The 21,866-nt window shown below is 66.2% G+C and carries 22 protein-coding genes; 7 read left to right on the plus strand and 15 right to left on the minus strand.

Features of this window, described 5'->3' with window-relative positions; all coding sequences use genetic code 11:
* Positions 1-70 precede the first annotated feature (70 nt).
* On the minus strand, positions 71-769 hold the full coding sequence (locus tag HNO51_RS01775) for an HAD family hydrolase (RefSeq protein WP_197449358.1): 699 nt from the start codon (positions 767-769) through the stop codon (positions 71-73).
* Between the two features lie 353 nt (positions 770-1,122).
* On the opposite strand from HNO51_RS01775, the gene HNO51_RS01780 reads away from it, so the two are divergent.
* Both HNO51_RS01780 and HNO51_RS01785 read left to right on the plus strand, forming a co-directional pair.
* Positions 1,123-1,737 carry a hypothetical protein gene (locus HNO51_RS01780; protein ID WP_209538331.1) on the plus strand — a complete coding sequence of 205 codons (615 nt, stop codon included), beginning with the start codon at positions 1,123-1,125 and terminating at the stop codon, positions 1,735-1,737.
* A gap of 382 nt (positions 1,738-2,119) precedes the next feature.
* Positions 2,120-2,443 (plus strand): hypothetical protein, encoded by a 324-nt coding sequence (locus HNO51_RS01785; protein WP_197449360.1) that lies wholly within the window; start codon positions 2,120-2,122, stop codon positions 2,441-2,443.
* A 68-nt stretch (positions 2,444-2,511) separates the two neighbouring features.
* Here HNO51_RS01785 and HNO51_RS01790 read toward each other — a convergent pair whose 3' ends face one another.
* The 13 genes from HNO51_RS01790 to HNO51_RS01850 form a co-directional block, all read right to left on the minus strand.
* On the minus strand, positions 2,512-3,096 hold the full coding sequence (locus HNO51_RS01790) for a COG4315 family predicted lipoprotein (protein WP_209538332.1): 585 nt from the start codon (positions 3,094-3,096) through the stop codon (positions 2,512-2,514).
* A gap of 63 nt (positions 3,097-3,159) precedes the next feature.
* Positions 3,160-3,516: a hypothetical protein gene (locus HNO51_RS01795; protein WP_197449362.1), complete on the minus strand. Its 357-nt coding sequence runs from the start codon at positions 3,514-3,516 to the stop codon at positions 3,160-3,162.
* Between the two features lie 55 nt (positions 3,517-3,571).
* Positions 3,572-4,270, minus strand: coding sequence for an HAD-IA family hydrolase (locus HNO51_RS01800; RefSeq protein ID WP_209538333.1), 699 nt, complete (start codon positions 4,268-4,270; stop codon positions 3,572-3,574).
* Positions 4,271-4,324: 54 nt separating this feature from the next.
* Positions 4,325-5,632 carry a TRAP transporter large permease gene (locus HNO51_RS01805; RefSeq protein ID WP_209538334.1) on the minus strand — a complete coding sequence of 436 codons (1,308 nt, stop codon included), beginning with the start codon at positions 5,630-5,632 and terminating at the stop codon, positions 4,325-4,327.
* The gene (locus HNO51_RS01810) at positions 5,632-6,249 is read right to left on the minus strand and encodes a TRAP transporter small permease (RefSeq protein WP_197449365.1); all 618 of its coding nucleotides are present in this window, start codon (positions 6,247-6,249) and stop codon (positions 5,632-5,634) included. The genes HNO51_RS01805 and HNO51_RS01810 overlap by 1 nt, the downstream gene beginning before the upstream one ends.
* Before the next feature lie 54 nt (positions 6,250-6,303).
* Positions 6,304-7,317, minus strand: coding sequence for a TRAP transporter substrate-binding protein (locus HNO51_RS01815; RefSeq protein ID WP_209538335.1), 1,014 nt, complete (start codon positions 7,315-7,317; stop codon positions 6,304-6,306).
* Between the two features lie 70 nt (positions 7,318-7,387).
* Positions 7,388-8,464, minus strand: a complete 1,077-nt coding sequence (locus HNO51_RS01820) for a LacI family DNA-binding transcriptional regulator (protein ID WP_209538336.1) — start codon at positions 8,462-8,464, stop codon at positions 7,388-7,390.
* 130 nt (positions 8,465-8,594) lie between these two features.
* Entirely contained in the window at positions 8,595-9,578 is a 984-nt protein-coding gene (locus HNO51_RS01825) for a 2-hydroxyacid dehydrogenase (protein WP_209538337.1), read from the minus strand.
* Positions 9,579-9,606: 28 nt separating this feature from the next.
* Positions 9,607-10,590: a sugar kinase gene (locus tag HNO51_RS01830; protein WP_209538338.1), complete on the minus strand. Its 984-nt coding sequence runs from the start codon at positions 10,588-10,590 to the stop codon at positions 9,607-9,609.
* The gene (locus HNO51_RS01835; protein ID WP_209538339.1) at positions 10,587-11,636 is read right to left on the minus strand and encodes a LacI family DNA-binding transcriptional regulator; all 1,050 of its coding nucleotides are present in this window, start codon (positions 11,634-11,636) and stop codon (positions 10,587-10,589) included. The genes HNO51_RS01830 and HNO51_RS01835 overlap by 4 nt, the downstream gene beginning before the upstream one ends.
* A gap of 196 nt (positions 11,637-11,832) precedes the next feature.
* The gene (gene fba / locus HNO51_RS01840; RefSeq protein ID WP_197449371.1) at positions 11,833-12,897 is read right to left on the minus strand and encodes a class II fructose-bisphosphate aldolase; all 1,065 of its coding nucleotides are present in this window, start codon (positions 12,895-12,897) and stop codon (positions 11,833-11,835) included.
* Positions 12,898-12,972: 75 nt separating this feature from the next.
* Positions 12,973-14,139 (minus strand): phosphoglycerate kinase, encoded by a 1,167-nt coding sequence (locus HNO51_RS01845; RefSeq protein ID WP_197449372.1) that lies wholly within the window; start codon positions 14,137-14,139, stop codon positions 12,973-12,975.
* Between the two features lie 43 nt (positions 14,140-14,182).
* Entirely contained in the window at positions 14,183-15,235 is a 1,053-nt protein-coding gene (locus HNO51_RS01850) for a type I glyceraldehyde-3-phosphate dehydrogenase (protein WP_209538340.1), read from the minus strand.
* Between the two features lie 213 nt (positions 15,236-15,448).
* Here HNO51_RS01850 and HNO51_RS01855 point away from each other — a divergent pair, with 213 nt between their 5' ends.
* The 3 genes from HNO51_RS01855 (at position 15,449) to HNO51_RS01865 (ending at position 17,522) form a co-directional block, all read left to right on the plus strand.
* On the plus strand, positions 15,449-15,910 hold the full coding sequence (locus HNO51_RS01855) for an Hsp20/alpha crystallin family protein (protein ID WP_197449374.1): 462 nt from the start codon (positions 15,449-15,451) through the stop codon (positions 15,908-15,910).
* 28 nt (positions 15,911-15,938) lie between these two features.
* A complete protein-coding gene (locus HNO51_RS01860) occupies positions 15,939-16,346 on the plus strand; it encodes an Hsp20/alpha crystallin family protein (protein WP_197449375.1) in 408 nt (135 codons plus the stop codon).
* A 123-nt stretch (positions 16,347-16,469) separates the two neighbouring features.
* On the plus strand, positions 16,470-17,522 hold the full coding sequence (locus HNO51_RS01865) for a class I fructose-bisphosphate aldolase (protein WP_197449376.1): 1,053 nt from the start codon (positions 16,470-16,472) through the stop codon (positions 17,520-17,522).
* An 84-nt stretch (positions 17,523-17,606) separates the two neighbouring features.
* On the opposite strand, the gene tkt is transcribed toward HNO51_RS01865, so the two are convergent.
* A complete protein-coding gene (gene tkt, locus HNO51_RS01870) occupies positions 17,607-19,598 on the minus strand; it encodes a transketolase (RefSeq protein ID WP_209538341.1) in 1,992 nt (663 codons plus the stop codon).
* Positions 19,599-19,903: 305 nt separating this feature from the next.
* Between tkt and metK the strand changes: the two genes are divergently transcribed.
* Positions 19,904-21,124, plus strand: coding sequence for a methionine adenosyltransferase (gene metK / locus HNO51_RS01875; protein ID WP_197449378.1), 1,221 nt, complete (start codon positions 19,904-19,906; stop codon positions 21,122-21,124).
* Between the two features lie 150 nt (positions 21,125-21,274).
* Positions 21,275-21,718, plus strand: coding sequence for a hypothetical protein (locus HNO51_RS01880; RefSeq protein WP_209538342.1), 444 nt, complete (start codon positions 21,275-21,277; stop codon positions 21,716-21,718).
* The last annotated feature ends 148 nt before the right edge of the window (positions 21,719-21,866 follow it).

A 21,866-nucleotide genomic window follows, 5' to 3' on the forward strand; every position in this document is an offset into this window, starting at 1 on the left:
AACATCACGGCGCTCAAGCCGTGGGAGCCGGTGCGGAAGTGTGAGTCGGTACGGGAGGGGACTGCCGGGCTCAGCGGGCGTGGGCGACCTGGCGGTTGTCCATGGCCCTGGCGTGCGCCAGGTTCTCGATCACCGTGGGCAGCTGATACATGCTGCTGATCATGATCGCCCCTTCGGGGGTCTCCTCGGCGTCGGGGTAACGATTCAGATGGATCACCGTCATGCCGGCGTCGAGGGCGGCCCTGACGCCTACCAGGGCGTCGTCGATGGCGATGCAGTCCTCGGCCTCGAAGCCCATCATGTTGGCGGCGTGCAGGTAGAGGCGGGGGTCGGGCTTCCAGCACTTGGCGGTATAGCCGCTGTAGAGATGCGAGCCGAAGAAATCGGAGAAGCCGATAGCCTTCAGTGACGTGACGATCTTGTTCTCGGGGCCGTTGGAAACCACGCCACACGGATAGTTGGCCAGCGCCAGCAGGGCTTCGCGGGCGCCCGTGATCGCCCCGAGTTCGGTCTCGAGCCGACGGTTCAGGTTGCTGCGCATTTCGGTTTCGGTCTCGGCCAGGTGCAGTGGGTCGACGCTGCCGTAGCGGTCCTCGAGCACCGCCACGATGTTGCGGAAACGGCTGCCGCGGAATTCGCCGATGTAGTCGCTGGCCTGGAAGGGAAGCCCCAGCCGGGTCAGGCTGGCGGCCATTTCGGCGGCCAGCAGAGGCTCGCTGTCGACCAGCGTGCCGTCACAATCGAAAAGTAGGCATAGGGGGCGAATCATACCGATATTCCTTCGCAGTCCTGTGACTGTCGAGCACCTTACCTCTTGTATCGGCATGCGGGCCGTGAAGTTTAAGGCTGCCGCATGTTTGCGAACGCTGTTTCCTAAGTATTGCCCGTAAGCGAGCCGTGTTCAAGTCCCTGGTCCACGTTGTGTCCCGCCGAGGGTGGGGCCCGGTTGGCATGGCAGGGGCTGCCTAGAACAGACCCATGTGCCAGATGTCGTCACCCCGGAGCCAGCTTTGGGCATCATTGTGAGACGCGTCGTGCGTTCGCAAATCGCTGTTATGATTCTATTTTTAAGTTTATTTGGCCTGTTGGCCCGACTGCTGCAACCTTCTGGGTGAGCATGACGTGCCGGTGGAGATCAACAGCGTCGAGTCGCATTCCTCTCGCATCGGCACGACCAGTGAAGCCTCGGCTTCAAGGAAACTCACGTTCAACTCCTTTGGAGGTGCGAACATGATGTCCAAGGAATTCCTCAAGAAACTCGGCATTGTCGGTATCACTTTTGGCCTGACCGCCAGCCCGCTGGTTCTTGCCGACTTTCATGATGAAGAGGATGAGCAGGGTGCCGTGCCGCAGGAAACGGCTCCGGGTGAAGCCGGTGGCTCAATGGGTACCGATGATACGGGTACCGGTGCAGGTGTAGGTGCCGATACTGGTGTCGAAGCCGGTGCCGAAACGGGTGACAGCGGCCTGGGTACCGACGCTGACACCAGCACCGACGCCAATACCGACATGAGCACCGGGACGGGTACGGATGCCGGCGGTGCCATGGGTACCGATGATACAGGCACCAATGCAGGCGCGGGTGCCGATACCGGTATCGAAGCCGGTGCCGAAACGGGTGATAGCGGCCTGGGTACCGACGCCGATACCAACACCGACGCAAGCACTGACGAGTGGGAAGAAGAGAACGAAGAGGAAGAGTGGGAAGAGGATCAGGATGACGACCAGGATTGGTAAAGTCTGATACCCAAGGATGGGTAGTCGCCATCAAGGAAGATGGCGACGTCACCTGGAGGTTGACTATCGTCAACCGCCTCGGACCCGCCCCCGGCCATGCCGGGGGCGGTTCTTTGTTGGAAAGCCGGTTCGGAGCAGTCACGCTCCCGATCCTTGGTGCGTTCATTTCCTGCTCATGTGCCATTTTTCTCCACGCGACGTGGCGTGGATCGAACCCGAATGGAAACGCTGTTCTTCTCCTATCTTATTGTCATGCAGGCATTATTTAGCCACTGAAAAAATATTGGCCTGCATTTCGCTTTCCTCAGGGTGCGTCGGAATCCCAAGCGATTTCGGTACATGCACCAGGAACGCAAGTGCAAACTTCGTTGGAGGTACGAACATGATGTCCAAGGAATTCCTCAAGAAGCTCGGTGTCGTCGGTATCACTTTCGGCCTGACTGCCAGCCCCCTGGCCCTGGCTGATTTCCACGACGAAGAGGAAGAGCAGGAAACCTATCCGGAAGAGACCGCTCCGGAGACCAACGGCAACGCTCAGGGCGGCGCTGACTTCGATACCATCGAGTACGAAAACGAAGAGGAAGAGTGGGAAACCGACGAGTGGGAAGAGGAGAACGAAGAGGAAGAGTGGGAAACCGACGAGTGGGAAGAGGAAAATGAGGAGGAAGAGTGGGAAGAGGAGGGCGACACCGAGCAGGAGTGGTAATGCCCACCTCTCACTGACCTTCCCTCATCTCCAATCGCCCTCGGCTTCGCCGGGGGCGATCGCTTTTCCTAGGGCTCGCCCGGCTCCGCCGGTTCGGCCTGCTCCTGGACTTCCTTCTCGATGGTCTCGCCTTCGGGCGAGAGCAGGTACCAATGGCCGCCCATGTGATCCAGGCCCTGGCCGAGGGCATCGCCGGGGTAGACGTCGCGGGCAAAGTAATAGAGCGGCCAGCCGTCGTAGGTGACCTGCCGCGTGCCGTCCTCCCGCTCGATCACGCCCAGGCGCTCTTCGTCGACCTCCTCGCCGCCGGCCGGGTCCTGCTCGGTGGTATAGGGCGGCCAGGCAATGGCGCAGCTCTCATCGCAGGTGCTGTAATCACCGCCCTGCTGGTCCTGGGTGAAGATGTAGAGGCTCTTGCCGTCCTGGTTGGTCAGGTAACGCCCCAAGGGTTCCTTTTCGTTGGTCTCGACGCGGGCCTGGTCGATGGGGTCGTTGGTCGGCTCCAACTGCTGCTCCGATTCCTCGGGGCCCATGCCCTCCACTTTTTCGGGGTCATCGTCCTCGCCGGTTTCGCCGCCTTCTGGTGCGGCGAAGGCCGGGGCAACCATCAATGTCGCCGCCAGAATGCCGGCTGTCAGCACGCTTGGCTTCATGTCGACCTCTCCTTGGAAGGTGCCTTCCTGAACTGTAGGTAGCCCCATGGGACTGGCGCAAGCTCAGCGTCGGCGGGACAGCCGGCGGACATTGGCGCTACTGCGGCGGTGGAAGGGCGTCATAGTGCGCCGACCGGTGATCCACCAGGGCGTGCCCCCGCCGAACGTCATCTGCAGCATGGCCTTCTGAATCTCGAAGCCGGTTTCCAGGCCGGCCTCGAGCTTCTCGGTCACCATGCGCTGGTTCTCCTTGATCATTCGGGCACTGGTGGGGGACTGGCTCTGCCACAGGCCATGGCGCATGGCGATGGTACTGAATGAAGTCGTCCATAGCTCGAAGGCCATGATGCCCAGCTTCCAGACGTCCAGCATGGCGGCCGGCGTCGAGGGCACGAACGGATAATAGGATGGGGATGGCATTATGACTCCTTGTCATCGGGTGGCGGCGCTCCTGCGCCTACCTCAAATTCATAGATCACTTGATGCTGCATTGCAACGTGAAATGGGAATCGGCGCAAGGTGATAGGCGCGCGACCGCTGCTGGCAGTGCACTGGCACGATGAATGGCAATGGCCCCGGCCGGCGTTGTCTCCACGCCGGGGAAATGGTTGAGATGGATCACCCGCATGCCGGCGGCGAGGCCCGCGGCGACGCCGACGGCGGCGTCGTCGATCACCACGCAGCGTTCCGGCGGGTGGCCCATGGCCTCGGCCGCCTTGAGGTAAAGCGCGGGGTCCGGCTTCCAGGCGCCCAGGGTATAGGCGCTGAACAGGTTGTCGCCGAAGTGGTGCGCGAAACCGACGCACTCCATGGCACAGCGAATCTTGCGCTCCGGGCCGTTGGATACCACCGCGCGAGGATGGTCGCTTAGCGCCTCCAGCGCTTCGGCCATGCCGGTGATGGGCATGAGCTGCGCGCGCATGCGCACTTCCATCGACTCGCGCATCGCCGCTTCCATGGCCTGCCGCTGAGTCTCGCCCAGCGTACGATGGCGGCGTTCCAGCTCGAGCACGATGGTCAGGAAGCGAACGCCGCGGAACTCCTCCATGTACTGCGCGGCCGTAAAGGGCAAGCCATGGCGGGGCAGGACCTCGCCCATGACCTCGGCGAGCAGGATCTCGCTGTCGACCAGGGTGCCGTCGGAGTCGAAGAGCAGGCAGAGCGGAACGGACATACGAAGCCTCTTGAGAGAGGCGTCACGCCTGCACGCGGCGGCGCGACGCGGAGGTTAGACGAAATCCGGCACCAGCAGCTCGGGAATCGCCAGGATCAGTTGAGGATAGAGAATCAGCAGCAGGATTACGGCGAGCATGATGGCCAGATACAGCATGGTGGTCCCCAGCGCCTTGAGCAGCGGGATGCCGCCGATCTTGGCCGAGATCATCAGGCACAGCCCATAGGGCGGCGTGATCAGGCCGAGCCCCAGGGCCATGACGCCGATCACCCCGAACTGCACCGGATGGATGCCGGCCTGTATCGCCAAGGGCTGGAAGATCGGCGCCATGATCGCCATCGCCGGCAGCGAATCCATGAAGGTGCCGATGACCAGCATCACCGCGGTCATGATCAGCAGCAGCACGACCGGGTCGGAGATATTGACCCCGGCCATCAGCTTGGGCGGGATCTGGTAGAAGCTGATCAGGTAGCCGAAGATCGCCGCTCCCACCAGGCTGAACAGCGACAGCGAGCACAGCCGCACGGTGGCGGTGGAGGCGTCGAGCACGTCGCGGAACCGGAGCTCGCGATAGACGATGAAACCCAGCGCCAGCGCATAGAGCACCGCGATCATGGCCGCTTCGGTGGGCGTGACGATGCCGAGCGTGATGCCGCCGATGATCACCACCGGGATGCCCGCCGCCATCATGCCATCCTTGCCCGAGCGCAGCAGCTCGCCGAACGAGGCGCGCGGTCGCACCGGCACTTGGTAACGGCGCACATAGCCCAGGTTCAGGGCGAGCTGGGCCACGCCGATCATGACCCCCGGCAGGATGCCGCCGAGGAACAGCCCGGCGATCGAGGTATTGGTCAAGGCGCCCCAGACGATCATGTTGATCGAGGGCGGAATGATGATGCCCATCACCGACGAGGCGGCGGTGACCGCCACGGCGAAGTGTGCCGGATAGCCCTCGCGTTTCATGGCCGGTATCAGCACCGTGCCCACCCCCGCGCTGTCGGCGGTGGAGGAGCCGGATACCCCGGCGAAGAGCATGCTCACCATCACGTTGACATGGGCCAGCGCGCCCTTGAAGTGACCGACCAGCAGCATGCACAGCGTGATCAGCCGGTCGGTGATGCGCGCGGCGTTCATCAGGTTGCCGGCGAGCAGAAAAAGCGGCACGGCCAGCAGCACGAACGAATCCATGCCGTTGTACATGCGCTGGAACATTACCCAGAAGGTCAGGCGGGGGTCGAGCACGATGATGCCGGCGGCGGTGAGAATCAACGCCATGGCGATCGGCACGCCGGCCACGATGAGCACCCCCAGCAGGCCGAACAGCAGCCAGGGCAAGAAGAATATCCACTCCATGGGCAGCATCAGCGGTCGCCTCCATGCCGGTTGGGTTCGAGAGGGGGGGCGCCGTGCTTGACGTTCAGCGGTGTGTTGCCCGACTCACTGACATCGATGGCGTCGAGATCGCTCGGCGTGTTCAGGCTCCGCTCCATGGCGTCCATGCCGTACAGCGCGGCATGCAGCAATCGCTGGAGGCTGAACAGCACCATGAAGGCCCCGCTGACGGCGAAGACCGAGTAGACGTAGACCATCGACAGCCCCGAGGCGGTGGCGTTACGGCGCAGTCCGGACAGGCCGAAGTCCTTCCCGTATACGACGAAGAGGACGCCGAGCAGCAGGCAGGCCAGGTCGCGAACGACACGGGTGAACAGATCGGCCCGCGAGCCGCGGGGAAAGGCTTCGAGCACGAAATGGTCGGCATGCAGAACGCCGACGGCGGCACCCAGCATGACCATCCACTGAAAGGCGAAGCGACTGAACTCCTCGGTCCAGTAGAGACGTGGCATGAAGGGCAGGTTGCGGCTCAGCACCTGGTAGATTATGAACAGGATGAAGCCGAACACCAGCGCCAGCAGCAGCCCATGCAGCAGACGCTCGATACCGCGATTGAGCCATGCCAGGCCTTGAAGCAAACGGGACATGACGGTTTCCTGTGGGTCGGGAGAGGGGCGCCCGGCACGGCCGGGCGCGGGTGCTCACTCGGCGTCGACGATCATGCGATGCAGGTCGGCAAGGCCCATTTCCTCGATCACGCTCTGCAACGGCTCCTCCACCACTTCCTGCATGCGCTCGCGGTCGAGCTCGTGCAGGGTGGCACCCTCGTCGGCCAGCAGATCGAGCGCCTCGGCGTCCTGCTCGAGCTGCACCTCGCGGGCATAGCTTGCCGACTCCTCGGCGGCCTCCTGCACCATCTGCTGCTGCTCCTCGGAGAGTCGGTCCCAGCTCATTTGCGACATGGTCAGCAGACGCACGGTGATGTCGTGCTCGGAGAGCCCGATGTGCGGCGCCACCTCGTGGAAGCGCATGCGATGAATCCACTCGGCCTCGTTGAGCAGGCCGTCGATGGCGCCCACCTGCAGGCCGGTGTAGATCTCTTCCCACTCCATCACCGTGGGATCGGCGCCCAGCGCCTCCCAGGCGGTGATCAGCGGCTTGGTGGGATTGGTGCGCAGCTTCAAGCCTTCGAGATCGTCGAGGCTCTCCAGCGGCTCGGTGCTGACGATCTGACGCTTGCCGCCACCGTAGAAGGCGAGAATGCGCACGTCGGTCTCCTCGCTGATGCGGTCGGCGATCTCCCGGCCCACCTCGCCGTCAAGCACCGCTTGCCAATGCTCTTCGTCGCGATAGAGGAAGGGGATGGAGAACACGTTGGCGGTGGAGGAGAAGTCGGTGATCAGCCCGGGGTTGATGATCGAGAGGTCGAGCGCCCCGGCCATCTGCTGCTCGAACATCTCGGTCTCGTGACCGAGCACCGAGTTGCCCAGGATCTCGACGCCGATCTCGCCGCCGCTCTTTTCGTCGAGCAGCTCCTTGAAGCGGGTCGCGCCCAGGTGGTAGGCGGTGTCTTCGGTGCCGCCGTGGCCGAAGCGCAGCTCCGCGGCCTGCGTCGTGCCGGCCGTGCCCAGGGCGGCGACCAGCGTGGCGCCGGCGAGCAGTCCGGCGGCGATGGGGCGAAGAGTGGTTTTTGGATCGATCCAGCTATGAGTCATAAAAATACCTCTTGTTATATCGAAGCCACATGAGTGGCGTGGGTGGCTGGCGTTCGCGGCGGCTGCCGCATCAAGGGGTCGGTGCGAGAGGCCTGTCCAGGCGCAAGGAAGCCCCGCAGGACTCGCGTACCCTGAGCTGGGGGGCGAGCACGACCTGCTCGCGCACCCCGTCGGGGTTCTGGATACGCCGCAGGGCCAGGCGGGCCGCTTCCTGGCCGACGGCGTAGGGATGGGTGGCAATACTGGTCAACGCCGGAGCGCTCAAGGCGGCTTCTTCGACGTCATCGGTGCCAATGACGGCGCAATCGACGCCGGGGGTGAGCCCGCGGCGCTGCAGGCCGAGCATGGCGCCGAAGGCGACCAGGTCGTTGTGGCACACCACGGCCGTGGGCGGCGGCGCTTCGCCTAGCAGCAACTGGATGGCGTCGAAACCGTCGCGACGGGTGACCGTCGAGCGCAGCAGGCGCTGATAGCCCAGGCCATGACGAGCGACGGCCTCGCGGTAGCCCTGCCAGCGTTCACGTGTCGCCGAGTGCTCCGTGTGCCCGCCGATGAAGGCGATGCGCTCATGACCGAGTGCCACCAGATGATCCATGGCCAGGTTGACCCCCTGGCGGAAGTCGGTGCCGGCATAGTCATAGGGCGGCGTACCGATATGGCGCAGCACCTGCACGCAGGGCAGCTTCCACGCTTCCAGCGTTGCGACCAGGGAGGGATCGGTGCCCTCCGCCGGGCACAGCAGAATGCCGTCGACGCGATGCTCGCGCATACGCTCGAGGAAGCGCTGCTGGCGCTCGGGGGAGTCCTCGCTGTTGGCGAGGAAGGAGACATAGCCTTCTCGGTTGAGGGCGGCATCGATACCCGCCACCATGGCGCCGAAGAAGGGGTTGGCGATGTCGTAGACCACCACGCCTAGGGTCGAGGTGCGGGTGGCCCGCAGCGCCGCCGCGCCGCGGTTGTAGACATAGCCCAGCGCCTTGATCGAACGGCGAACCCGTTCGCGGGTACGCTTGGCCACCAGCGGACTCTCGCGCAGCACCAGCGAAACCGTGGAGCGTGAGACGCCGGCATGTGCGGCGATGTCCTGCAGCGTCACGTTGCCGGAGGCACGATGCGCTCCGTCGGGTTGGCGTGTCTTGTCGCTCATGCTGCATGCTTCCGTCAGAATTGTTTTTGGATTGATCCAAAACTAGAAGAGGTCAATGCCGGGGCCAAGGGGCCTTTAGTCGTAATAGGCTCGTCGCGAGGGGGCCAAGTCTAGACGTCTTGGTTCGCGCTCAGCCCCGCGCCTGCCAGGCCGCCTCGTTGACCAGGCTGATCGGTCGCTGGCCCGTCAGGGCGAGGGTGATATTGTCCACCGCGCGTTGGGCCATGGCATCGCGGGTCTCGTGGGTCGCCGAACCGATATGCGGCAGGGCCACCACATTGGTCATGTACGGCAGCGGCGATTCCGGCGACAGAGGCTCCTGCTCGAACACGTCGAGCCCGGCGGCACGGATCTCGCCGCTCTCCAGCGCGCCGATCAACGCCGCCTCGTCGACCACCTTGCCGCGGGCGATGTTGACGAAGATCGCCGAGCGCTTCATCAGGCCGAACTCGCGAGCGCCGATCAGGTGGGTCGTCTCGGCCGAGAGCGGCACGGTGACGCAGACGAAGTCGCTCTGCGCCAGCAGCTCGTCCAGCTCGCAGCGCGTGGCGCCGAGCTCGCGCTCCAGCTCGGGCTTGGGCGAGGCATTGGAGTAGAGCACCCGCATGCCGAAGCCCAGCGCACCGCGCCGGGCCACGGCGGCGCCGATGCGCCCGAAGCCGATCAGGCCCAATGTCTTGCCGTGCACGTCGCTGCCGAAGTGGGCCTCGCCGATGCTCTCGCACCAATCGCCGCGCTTGACGAACTCGGCCAGCTCGATGGCGCGCCTGGCCGTTGCCATGATCAGCAGGAAGCCGGTATCGGCGGTGGTCTCGGTGAGCACGTCGGGGGTGTTGCACAGCAGGATGCCGCGCCGGGTCAGCTCATCGACGGGGTAGTTGTCGTAGCCCACCGAGATGCTGGCGATGGCCTCCAACTGCGGGGCTGCATCGAGCAGCTCGGAGGTAATGGCGAGGCTCGAGCCGACGATGCCATGGGCCTTGCCCAGCGCCTGGCGAAAGTCCGGATCGTCGGTGTCCTTCAGGGTTTCGAAATAGTCGACATGGAAATGCTGCCTGAGCTGATCGAGGTGCGTCGGCTTGAGGCGGCTGTAGGCGACGATGCGTTTTGTCATTGTCTCGCTCCGTTATTGAGTCAGGCCGTCACGCCAAGTCTGGCAGATGACGTTCGAGCTCGGTCAGGTGGGCGCGGCTGGGCAGGCCTTCCATGTCGCCCTGTACCTGGACGGCCTCGGCGCCGATCAGGTTGCCGCGTCGGGCGGCGGCCTGCGGCGAGCGGCCGTCGAGCAGGGCGCTGATCACGCCCACGGCGAAGCCATCCCCGGCGCCCACGGTATCCACCACGCGCTCGACCGGGAAGCCGGCGACCGTGGCTTCCGCTTCGCGGCCTCCCAGCATGCCGCGGTAATAGGCGCCCTCGGGGCCGAGCTTGAGGAACACGGCCCTGGCGCCGCGCTCGAGATAGAAATCAGCAATGTCACGTGGCGTGTCGCGCCCGGTCAGCAGGCGGCCCTCGGCCAGGCCCGGCAACACCCAGTCGGCCTTCGCCGCCAGCGCGTTGAGCGTCTCGCGCATCTCCGCCTCGCTGGGCCACAGGCTGGGGCGCAGGTTGGGGTCGAAGGAAATGCTCGCGCCCTGCGCCCGGGCACATTCGAGCATGTCCAGGGTCAGCTCGCGGCAGCTGTCGGAGAGCGCCGGGGGGATGCCGGTGGCGTGCAGGTGGCGCGCGGCGGCGAAGTCCACCTGGGCGGCATCTTCGGGCGCCAGGTGGCTGGCCGCACTGCCGCGGCGGAAGTATTCGACCCTGGGGTCGGCGCCGCCCTCGGCGCGCTCCTTGAAGACCAGGCCCGTGGCATGGTTGCTGTCCGTGATCAGGTAGCGGCAGTCGAGCCCCTCGGCCTCGAGCGTGGTGCGGATATAGCGGCCGAAGCCATCTTCGCCGACGCGGCTGAGCCAACCGACCCGGAAGCCGAGCCGGGCCAGGCCGATGGCGACATTGGTGTCGGCCCCGGCGATGCCGCGGCGAAAGCACTCCACGTCCTCCATCGCGCCGGGATGCTCGGCCACGAATAGCGCCATGGCTTCGCCGAAGGCGAGGATTTCCGGAGGCAGTGTCGCGTCGTTCATGGCGTCTCCTTGTCGTGGTCGGGTCCGGGCAGGCGGGTCGAGCCGCGCTCGATCAGCGTCGGCGGAAACAGCGCGTGGCGTGGCGGCGCTGCCGGCTCGCTGCCATCGAGCCGCACCAGCAACTGCTGAACGGCGGCACGGCCGATGGTTTCGGTGGGCTGGGCCAGGGTAGTGATGCCGGGTGGCACGAGGCTGCACCAGTCGAGTTCGTCGATACCCAGCAGGCCGACCTCGCCGAGGCGAATGCCCAGCGCCTGCAGGGCGCGGGTTGCCGCCAGGGTCACGTTGCCGTTGGCGCACAGTACCGCGGCGGGCCGGCCGGCGCGGGCGAGGAACGCCGAGATGATCGCATCCACTGCGCTGCCGTCGAGCGCCGGGTCATGGCGTTCGCCGTGGAGGATCGGCTCCTCGGACAGGCGCTGCTCGAAACGCTGCCAGCGTTGCTGGCGCGGGCTGGCCAGGCCGACCGGCTGGCTGAGAAAGAGCAGGTGGCGATAGCCCCGCTCGTGCAGGTGGTCGACCGCCATGTCGATGGCCAGGGCGTTGTCGAGCCCGACCCCGTCCGCCCCGAACGCTTCCAGCCAGCGGTCGAGCAGGACCAGCGGCAGGCCCTGTTCGGCCATGGCCTGAAGCTCATGGGTGGGATGGCCGGCGGCGTTGATCACCAGCCCCTCGACCCGGTAGGAGGCGAGCAGCGACAGGTGAGTGCGCTCCTGCACCGGGTCGTTGTCGGTATTGGCCACCAGCAGCGAATAGCCGTGCTCGCGGCAGGCCTGCTCGACGCCGTGCATCACCGCAATCGAATAGGGGTTGCGGATATCGGCCACCAGCATGCCGAGCAGCCGCGAGCGGCCGCCCTTGAGGCCGCGGGCGATCTGGTTGGGGCGGTAGCCGAGCCGGCGCGCGGCCTCGCCGATGCGCTGGCGCAGCGCCGGCGAGAGCCGCTCGCGCTCGCCGCCGAAGTAGCGCGACACGCTGGTCTTGGAGGCGCCGGCCTCACGCGCCACTTCGAGAATGGTGGCGTGCCGGGTGGATCGGTCAGGCATGGCTCGTCTCTCGATGGGAACGTTCCCATCCTAGGCCTGAAGGACACGGGGAGCAAGTGCTGGGGAAATGGCTCGGAGAGAGGCAAGCGCAAAAAAGAGCGGGGAGAGGGAGGTTGCCGGCAACAGCGGCCGAACGAAACGGCCGTGATGCAACGGGGCGGCCACATGGCCGCCCCGTTGCGTCCAACCAGGGAACTTATCTCACCTTGGGGTCGAGCTCGCCGCGGGCGTAGCGCTCGTACATCGCTTCGAGGCTGATCGGCTTGATGCGGCTGGCGTTGCCGGCGGTGCCGAAGGCCTCGTAGCGGGCGATGCAGACGTCGCGCATCGCGGTCACCGTTTCCTTGAGGTACTTGCGCGGGTCGAACTCGCTGGGGTTGTTGGCCAGGAAGCGGCGCACCGCGCCGGTCGAGGCCAGGCGCAGGTCGGTGTCGATGTTGACCTTGCGCACGCCGTGCTTGATGCCCTCGACGATCTCCTCGACCGGCACGCCGTAGGTCTCGGGGATCTCTCCGCCGAACTCGTTGATGACGGCGAGCCACTCCTGGGGCACCGAGGAGGAGCCGTGCATCACCAGGTGGGTGTCGGGGATGCGCGCATGGATCTCCTTGATGCGCTGGATCGACAGGGTGTCGCCGGTGGGCGGCTTGGTGAACTTGTAGGCGCCGTGGCTGGTGCCGATGGCGATGGCCAGGGCGTCGACCTGGGTCGCCTTGACGAACTCGGCGGCCTCTTCCGGATCGGTCAGCAGCTGGTCGTGGGAGAGCACGCCTTCGGCGCCGATGCCGTCCTCTTCGCCGGCCATGCCGGTCTCCAGGCTGCCCAGGCAGCCCAGCTCGCCCTCCACCGAGACGCCGCAGGCGTGCGCCATCTCGACGGTGCGGCGGGTGACGTCGACATTGTAGTCGTAGTCCATCGGGGTCTTGCCGTCCTCGCCCAGCGAGCCGTCCATCATCACCGAGGAGAAGCCGAGCTGGATCGAACGCTGGCACACCGCCGGGGAGGTGCCGTGGTCCTGGTGCATCACCACCGGGATGTGGGGGAACTCCTCCACGGCGGCCAGGATGAGATGGCGAAGGAAGGGCGCGCCAGCGTACTTGCGCGCACCGGCAGAGGCCTGGACGATCACCGGGGAATCGGTGGCGTCGGCCGCTTCCATGATGGCGCGCATCTGCTCGAGATTGTTGACGTTGAATGCCGGAATGCCGTAGCCGCGCTCGGCGGCGTGGTCCAACATCTGGCGCATGCTGATCAGTGCCATGAACTCACCTGTTCTCTTTCGATCTGTCTGGGGCAGTGGGGCGCCGCCTGGCAGGGCCGGGCGGCGCGGGTCGGGTCAGCGAGCGGCGGCGTCCTCCAGCGCCTTCACGGCGGGCAGCACCTTGCCTTCCACGTACTCGAGGAAGGCGCCGCCGCCGGTGGAGATGTAGGAGACCTGCTCCGCGATGTCGTACTTGTCGATGGCGGCCAGGGTGTCGCCGCCGCCGGCGATGGAGAAGCCGTTGCTCTCGGCGATGGCGCGCGACAACGCCTCGGTGCCGTGGCCGAACTGGTCGATCTCGAACACGCCCACCGGGCCGTTCCACAGGATGGTGCCGGCATCCTTGAGCAGGCCGGCGAGCCGCCCGGCGGTGTCGGGGCCGATGTCGAGGATCATCTCGTCGTCGCCCACCTGGTCGACCGGCTTGACCACGGCCTCGGCCGACTCGGAGAACTCGGTGGCCACCACCACGTCGGTGGGCAGCGGGATCTCGACCTTGGCCATCAGCGCCTTGGCCTGTTCCACCAGGTCGGCCTCATACAGCGACTTGCCGACGTTGTGGCCGGCCGCGGCGATGAAGGTGTTGGCGATGCCGCCGCCGACGATCAGCTGGTCGCACTTGTCGGACAGGGCGTTGAGCACCTCGAGCTTGGTCGAGACCTTGGAGCCGCCGACGATGGCGACCATCGGCCGCTTGGGCGTGGCCAGGGCCTTCTCCAGGGCATCGAGCTCGGCGGCCAGCAGCGGGCCGGCGCAGGCCTGGGGGGCGAAGCGCGCCACGCCGTGGGTCGAGGCCTGGGCGCGGTGGGCGGTGCCGAAGGCGTCCATCACGTAGATGTCGCACAGTGCGGCGTACTGCTGGGCGAGGGTCTCGTCGTCCTTCTTCTCGCCCTGGTTGAAGCGCACGTTCTCGAGCAGCACCACCTCGCCGTCGGCCAGGTCCTGGGCGGTGTCGAGGTACTGCTCGACCAGCCGCACCGGGCGGCCGAGCAGCTCGCCGAGGCGCTCGGCCACCGGGGCCAGCGAGAACTCCGCGGCCGGTTCGCCTTCGGTCGGGCGCCCCAGGTGGCTCATCAGCATCACCTTGGCGCCGGCCTCCATGGCGGCCTGAATGGTCGGCAGGCTGGCCCGCAGGCGGGCGTCGCTGGTCACCTTGCCGTGCTTGACGGGTACGTTCAGGTCCTCGCGGATCAGCACGCGCTGGCCGCGCAGGTCGAGGTCGGTCATCTTGAGCACGTTCATCAGGCGTCTTCCTTTCCTTGATTGGGGGAACCGATGCCGGGGATCAACGGGGCACCGCGGGAAGCGCCGCCATCCGCTGGGCGACGTCGAGCATGCGGTTGGCGAAGCCCCACTCGTTGTCGAACCAGCACAGCAGCTTGATCAGGCGGTTTCCCGCCACCCGGGTCTGAGTGGCGTCAACGATACCCGAGCGGGGATCGTGGTTGAAGTCGACCGAGGCCGTGGGCTCTTCGCTGTAGCCGAGCAGCCCGGACAGCGGGCCGGCGCTGGCGTTCCGCAGCAGGGCATTGACTTCGGCGGCCGAGGTGTCGCGGCGCACGCAGATCGACATGTCCATGGCCGAGACGTTGATCGTCGGCACGCGCATGTGCAGGCACTCGAAGCGTCCGGCCAGGTGCGGCATCAGGCGGTTGATGCCGCGCGCCAGGCTGGTGTCGACGGGCACGATGGAGTGCATCGCCGAGCGCGTCAGGCGCAGGTCGGTCTGGTGGTAGGCGTCGATCACCGGCTGGTCGTTCATCGCCGAGTGCACCGTGGTGGTCACGCCATGCTCGATGCCCAGCGCCTCGTCGATCACGGTGAGTACCGGCACCAGGCAGTTGGTGGTGCACGATGCCGCCGAGACGATGCGCTGCCCGGCGCTGAGCTCATCGTCGTTGATACCGCAGACGATGGTGGCGTCGACATCGCTCTCGGCGGGCTGGGAGAACAACAGGCGGCCGGCGCCGGCGGCGAGGTGGCGCTCGGCGGTGGCGCGATCCTTGAAGCTGCCCGAGCACTCCAGCACCAGGTCGATGCCGAGTTCGCCCCAGGGCAGGCGGGACGGATCGGGCTCGTTGAGCACCGCGATGGGATGTTCGTCGACGACCAGACGCCCGGAGGCGGTGCTCACCCGACCAGGGAAGCGGCCGTGTGTGGTGTCGTAGCGAGTCAGGTAGGCGATGGTGTCCAGGTCGGAGAGTTCGTTGATCGCCACGATGTCGAGGGGGGGCTCCGGCAGGCGCGCCGCGCTCCGGCCGCGCTGGCGCTCGACCAGCGCGCGCAGCACGCACTGGCCGATTCGGCCGTATCCATTGATGGCGATGCGCTGGGCCATGCTTGCCTGGCTCTCCTCGAACGGAAAGCGGGGATTCTACCGCAAAAGCGGCGCGACGTCCCGGCTCGCGGCTCCGGTTCCTGGTTTGCCACGGGGCCTTGAAAGCCCGCCGCGTGCCCCTATTTTTCCTGTACGGGAGGCCGTCGGCCGGTGCGACTGCCGAATTCGGCGTCTCGTTTCCTGGTGGGATGCAAAACGTAGGAGGTGTTCGTCATGTTCGGAGATCTCAGGCGTTTCGACAGCGGGTCTCCCTGGGGGGGGGACTGGTTCCGGGAGTGGCTGGACGAGGTATTTCCCGAGCCCGGGGCGACCAACATCCGCGCGGTACCGCGCGGCACCTATCCGATGATCAACATCGGTCGTACCGACGATGCGGTGCGGGTCTATGTCTTTGCCGCCGGCCTCGCGGCAGGCGATCTTGAACTCAGCCTCCAGGACAACGTCCTGACCGTGCAGGGGGAGCGCAAGGTCGCCGCCGACGAGTCGGAGGGCGACGCACGACGCCCCTATTTTCGCCGCGAGCGCGCGGGCGGCAGCTTCGCCCGGTCCATTGCCCTGCCCGAGGGGCTCGATGCCGACCGGGCGGAGGCGCGCTGGCGCAACGGCGTGTTCGAGATCACGCTGCCCAAGCGTGAGGAGCTCAAGCCGCGGCGCATCGAGATCCAGTCGGCGTGATGGTCGAGCCAGAAGGAGGTGAACGGCAATGAACGAGATCACTCGGCAAGAAGCGACCCGTGAGCCCCGCGTGCAGGGGAGCGAAGGCGCCGGGGGTGAGCGCGACCGGGCGCTGCAGCCTCCGGTCGATATCTTCGAGGAGGGCAACGCCCTGCACCTGCTGGCCGATCTTCCCGGCGTCACGCCGGAGTCGCTGAACATAGAGGTAGACAACAACATTCTGAGCCTGGAGGGCGAGATCCGCCTGGAGATGCCCGAGGGCATGACGGCCATCTACGCCGAGGTCCGGGCTCAGCGCTTCGCACGCCGCTTCACGCTCAGCCACGAGATCGATGGCGATGCCATCGAGGCGCGCATCGAGAATGGCGTGCTGCATCTGCGGCTACCGAAGAAGCCATCGCACCAGCGCCGCCGTATCGAGGTCAGGGCGGCCTGAGCGAAGCCCGACTGGCGCCCTTCCCATGCGGGAAGGGCGCTTCCGTTTGCAAGCAGGGCGCACGCTCGGTACGGTTTTCACTACGCTGGGAATAGCGATTAACGACACCATGGAGAGGAAGACATGACCGACATATCCCAACTGCTCGGTGACGACGCCGACTACCTGCTCGACCACCGCTGCCGCGGCTTTCCCCGCGAACAGCTGCACCTGCCGGGGCCGGACTTCGTCGACCGGGTGGTGGCCGACAGCGACCGCAGCCCGGCGGTGATGCGCAGCCTGCAGGCGATGTTCGACCACGGCCGCCTGGCCGGTACCGGCTACCTCAGCCTGCTGCCGGTGGACCAGGGCATCGAGCACTCCGCCGGCGCCTCCTTCGCCCCCAACCCGCGCTACTTCGACCCGGCCAACATCGTCGAGCTGGCCATCGAGGGCGGCTGCAACGGCGTGGCCTCGACCCTGGGCGTGCTCTCTTCGGTGGCGCGGCGCTACGCCCACCGCATCCCGATGATGCTCAAGCTCAACCACAACGAGACGCTGAGCTACCCGGCGATGTACGACCAGACCCTGTTCGCCGAGGTGGAGCAGGCCCACGACATGGGCTGCGTGGCGGTGGGAGCCACCATCTACTTCGGCTCGCCCGAGAGTCGCCGTCAGATCATGGAAATCAGCGAGGCCTTCGAACGGGCGCACCAGCTCGGCATGGCCACGGTGCTGTGGGCCTATTTGCGCAATCCCGCCTTCAAGCACGAGGGCAAGGATTATCACGTGGCGGCCGACCTCACCGGCCAGGCCAACCATCTTGCCTCGACCATCAAGGCCGACATCGTCAAGCAGAAGCTGCCCGAGACCAACGGCGGCTACCAGGACATCGGCTTCGGCCACACCCACGCCAAGGTCTACAGCGAGCTGACCTCCGAGCACCCCATCGACCTGGCCCGTTACCAGGTGGCCTGCTGCTACATGGGCCGTGCCGGGCTGATCAACTCCGGCGGCGGCTCCAAGGGCCACTCCGACATGGGCGAGGCGGTGCGCACCGCGGTGATCAACAAGCGTGCCGGCGGCATGGGCCTGATCTCTGGGCGCAAGGCGTTCCAGAAACCCATGACCGAGGGCGTCGAGCTGCTCCACGCCATCCAGGACGTGTACCTGGACAAGAGCGTGACAGTGGCCTGAGTGCCATCCGGTTGACAGGGCAAAGTGAAAGGGCACGACCGCCAGGTCGTGCCCTTTCTTCTTATGCCGGTGGGTGAGGGCGTCTCAGCCCAGCAGCTCCCGGGCCTGCGCGAGCAGGTTCTCCTTGGTGAAGCCGAAGTGCTTGAACAGGTCGCCCGCCGGGGCCGACTCACCGTAGGTGGTCATGCCGATCACGCGACCGTCGAGACCCACGTACTTGTACCAGTAGTCGGCGTGGCCGGCCTCGATGGCGATGCGCTTGGTCACCGCGCGCGGCAGCACCTTCTCGCGATATTCGGCATCCTGGCCGTCGAAGCGGTAGGCCGAGGGCATCGAGACCACGCGCACCGCGCGGCCCTGGTGCTCCAGCTCGGCGGCGGCGTCCATGGCCAGCGCCACCTCGGAGCCGGTGGCGATCAGGATCAGCTCGGGGGTGCCCTCGCTCTCCTTGAGCACGTAGGCGCCGCGCTGGATCTCGGCCAGCTGCTGCTTGCTGCGCGCCTGGTGCGGCAGGTTCTGGCGCGACAGCACCAGCGCGGTGGGGCCGGAGTTGCGCTTGATCGCGGCGTCCCAGGCGGCGGCGGTTTCGACCGCGTCACAGGGGCGCCAGGTGCACAGGTTGGGCGTGCTGCGCAGGTTGGTCAGCTGCTCGATCGGCTGGTGGGTCGGGCCGTCCTCGCCCAGGCCGATGGAGTCGTGGGTGAAGACGTAGATGGCGCGCTTGCCCATCAGCGCCGCCATGCGCACCGAGTTGCGCATGTACTCCATGAAGATCAGGAAGGTGGCGCCGTAGGGGATGAAGCCGCCGTGCAGCACGATGCCGTTCATGATCGCGCCCATGCCGAACTCGCGCACGCCGTAGTGCAGGTAGTTGCCGCCCGGATTCTCCCGTGAGATCGGCTTGGCGCCGCTCCAGAAGGTGAGGTTGGAGGGCGCCAGGTCGGCGCTGCCGCCGAGCAGCTCGGGCAGCTGCGGGCCGAGCTCGTTGAGGCAAAGCAGCGACGCCTTGCGCGTGGCGAGGGTCTCGCCCTGCTCCTGCATCTTCTCGATGAACGCCTCGCTGGTGATCTCCGCCGGCAGCTGGCATTGGGTGCGGCGGTTGAACTCGCGGGCGAGCTCGGGGTGCTCGTCGCGGTAGCGGGCGAAGCGCTCCTGCCACTCGTTCTGCTGGGTCTTGCCGCGCTCGCGTGCATCCCAGGCCTGGTAGATCGGCTCGGGCACGTGGAACGGCGCGTGGGGCCAGTCGAGCTGCTTGCGCGCAGCGGCCACTTCCTCGTCGCCCAGCGGCGCGCCGTGACACTCCTCCTTGCCCTGCTTGTTGGGTGCGCCGAAGCCGATGATAGTCTTGCAGACGATCAGGCTCGGCTTCTCTTCGTGGCTGCGTGCCAGCTCGATGGCGGCCTGGATCTGCTCCGGGTCGTGGCCGTCGACATTGGGTACCACGTGCCAGCCGTAGGCCTCGAAGCGCTTGGCGGTGTCGTCGGTGAACCAGCCCTCGACCTCGCCGTCGATGGAGATGCCGTTGTCGTCGTAGAACACCGTGAGCTTGCCCAGTCCCAGGGTGCCGGCCAGCGAACTCACCTCGTGGGAGATGCCTTCCATCATGCAGCCGTCGCCGACGAAGCAGTAGGTGTGGTGATCGACGATGGTGTGTCCGGGGCGGTTGAACTGCGCCGCCAGAGTCTTCTCGGCGATGGCCATGCCCACGGCGTTGGCCAGGCCCTGCCCCAGCGGACCGGTGGTGGTCTCCACGCCGGGTGCGTAGCCGAATTCGGGGTGGCCGGCGGTCTTGGAGTGCAGCTGGCGGAAGTTGCGCAGCTGCTCGAGCTCAAGCTCGTAGCCGGTCAGGTGCAGCAGCGAGTAGAGCAGCATCGAGCCGTGGCCGTTGGACAGCACGAAGCGGTCGCGGTCTGGCCATTTCGGGTCGTTGGGGTTGTGCTTGAGGTAGTCGTTCCACAGCACTTCGGCGATGTCGGCCATGCCCATCGGGGCGCCGGGATGGCCGGACTTGGCCTTTTGAACGGCATCCATGGACAGGGCGCGAATGGCATTGGCCAGTTCGAAACGGGATGGCATTTGGGTAAGCTCCTCGCCTGCGGCAGAATGGGGCAAGTCAACGGCGGCCTGCCGGGCCTGCCGGTAGCGTTCTGGCTGGGCGCCGCAGGAAGGTACGGCGCAGTCGAATTCGGCCGCCTATTGTCGCCGACTTGCCGCCGGGCAGCAAATGACGGGTGCCTCCCCGAAGGGCACCATGTAAACTCGTTTCCTTGCAGCGCCGCATGCCTGCCGGACAGGAAGCCGGCCAACATGCGGCACGTGGGCCGTCATTGCGCTTCGACGGTGCCGTCTCGCTTTGCCGATACACAGAAGGGCCGATACGCATGAGCGAATACTCCCTGTTCACTTCCGAATCCGTGTCCGAGGGGCATCCGGACAAGATCGCCGACCAGATCTCCGATGCGGTGCTGGACGCCATCATCGCCCGCGACAAGCACGCCCGGGTGGCCTGCGAGACCCTGGTCAAGACCGGCGTGGCGATCGTCGCCGGCGAGATCACCACCTCGGCCTGGGTCGACCTGGAAGAGCTGGTACGCAAGGTAATCATCGACATCGGCTACACCTCCTCGGAGGTGGGGTTCGACGGCGAGACCTGCGGTGTGCTCAACCTGATCGGCAAGCAGAGCGTGGATATCGCCCAGGGGGTGGATCGCAGCAAGCCGGAAGACCAGGGCGCGGGCGACCAGGGGCTGATGTTCGGCTACGCCACCAACGAGACCGATTCGTTCATGCCGGCGCCGATCCACTACGCTCATCGCCTGGTGGAGCGCCAGGCCGAGCTGCGCAAGCACGGCCTGCTGCCGTGGCTGCGCCCCGATGCCAAGAGCCAGATCACCTTCCGCTACGATGAGACGGGCCAGCCCTGTGGCGTCGAGGCGGTGGTGCTGTCGACCCAGCACGCGCCGGAGATCGACCAGGAGGAGCTGCGGCGGATGGTCAAGCGAGAGATCATCGAAGAGGTGATCCCCGCCGAGTGGCTGTCCGGGTCGACCAAGTTCCACATCAACCCCACCGGCAAGTTCGTCATCGGCGGCCCGGTGGGCGACTGCGGCCTCACAGGGCGCAAGATCATCGTCGACACCTACGGCGGCATGGCGCGCCACGGCGGCGGCGCCTTCTCCGGCAAGGACCCTTCAAAGGTCGACCGCAGCGCCGCTTATGCCGGCCGCTACGTGGCCAAGAACATCGTCGCCGCGGGGCTCGCCGACCGCTGCGAGATCCAGGTCTCCTACGCCATCGGCGTGGCCGAGCCGACCTCGGTGTCGATCAATACCTTCGGCACTGGCAAGGTGGACGAGGCGCGCATCATCGAACTGGTCCGCGAGCATTTCGACCTGCGTCCCTTTGCCATCACCCGCATGCTCGACCTGCTCCACCCGATGTACCAGCTCACTTCGGCCTATGGCCACTTCGGCCGCGAGCCCTTCGAGGCCAGCTATCGCTGGAAGGACACCAGCGGCCAGGAGCACACCGAGACCTTCACCGCCTTCCCCTGGGAGCGCACCGACCGCGCCGCGGCGCTACGCCAGGCGGCGGGCCTGTAAACCACACGACGCGTGGTCGAGGCTGTCGCGCCGTCTCGCTCAAGGGGGAGCGGCGACTGTGCGGTGAGGACGCTTGTTGTGCCAGCCACAACCCAGCTACTCTGAAAGGGCACAGTGGCTGTCAATCGCAGAATTACAGGAGGAAGTAGCATGGAAAAGCGTAAGATTGCCTTGGTCGCATCACTCATCCTTTCAGGTGCCCTGCTGGCCGGCTGTGGGGATGACGACGAGGCCGCCGATACCGAGATGACCGAAGAGCCGGTCACCGAGCAGGAGCCGGTCACCGAGCAGGAAGCCTCCGGCGATGTCGGTGAAGAGCTGGATGAGGCCGGCGACGAGCTGGAGCAGGCCGGCGAGGCCGCCGCCGAGGAGAGCGAGGAAGCCGGCGGGGAGCTTGCCGAGGAGACCCAGGAGGCCGGTGAGGCGCTCGAGGAAGCCGGTGACGAAATTGCCGCAGAGGGCGAGCAGGCCGGTGACGAAGCTGCCGAGGAAACCGAGCAGGCGCTGGACGAAGCCGCCCAGGAGACCGAGGAAGCGACCGACGAGCTCGAGGAGACCGGCGACGAGATGGCCGACGAGGAAACCAATTCGTAACCTCGCGGCAGGAGCGCAGTGAGTGAAGGGAGGCGGCCATGGCCGCCTCCCTTTCTTGTCGGAGCCCCCTGGCCCGTTTGACCGGGCAATTGAAAAAACGCGCCTGCTGTAGTGAACTCTCAGGGTCGGCTCCGCGTGGGTCGATTCC

It is taken from the genome of Billgrantia sulfidoxydans, from assembly GCF_017868775.1.
GTDB classification, from domain to species: Bacteria; Pseudomonadota; Gammaproteobacteria; order Pseudomonadales; family Halomonadaceae; genus Halomonas; species Halomonas sulfidoxydans.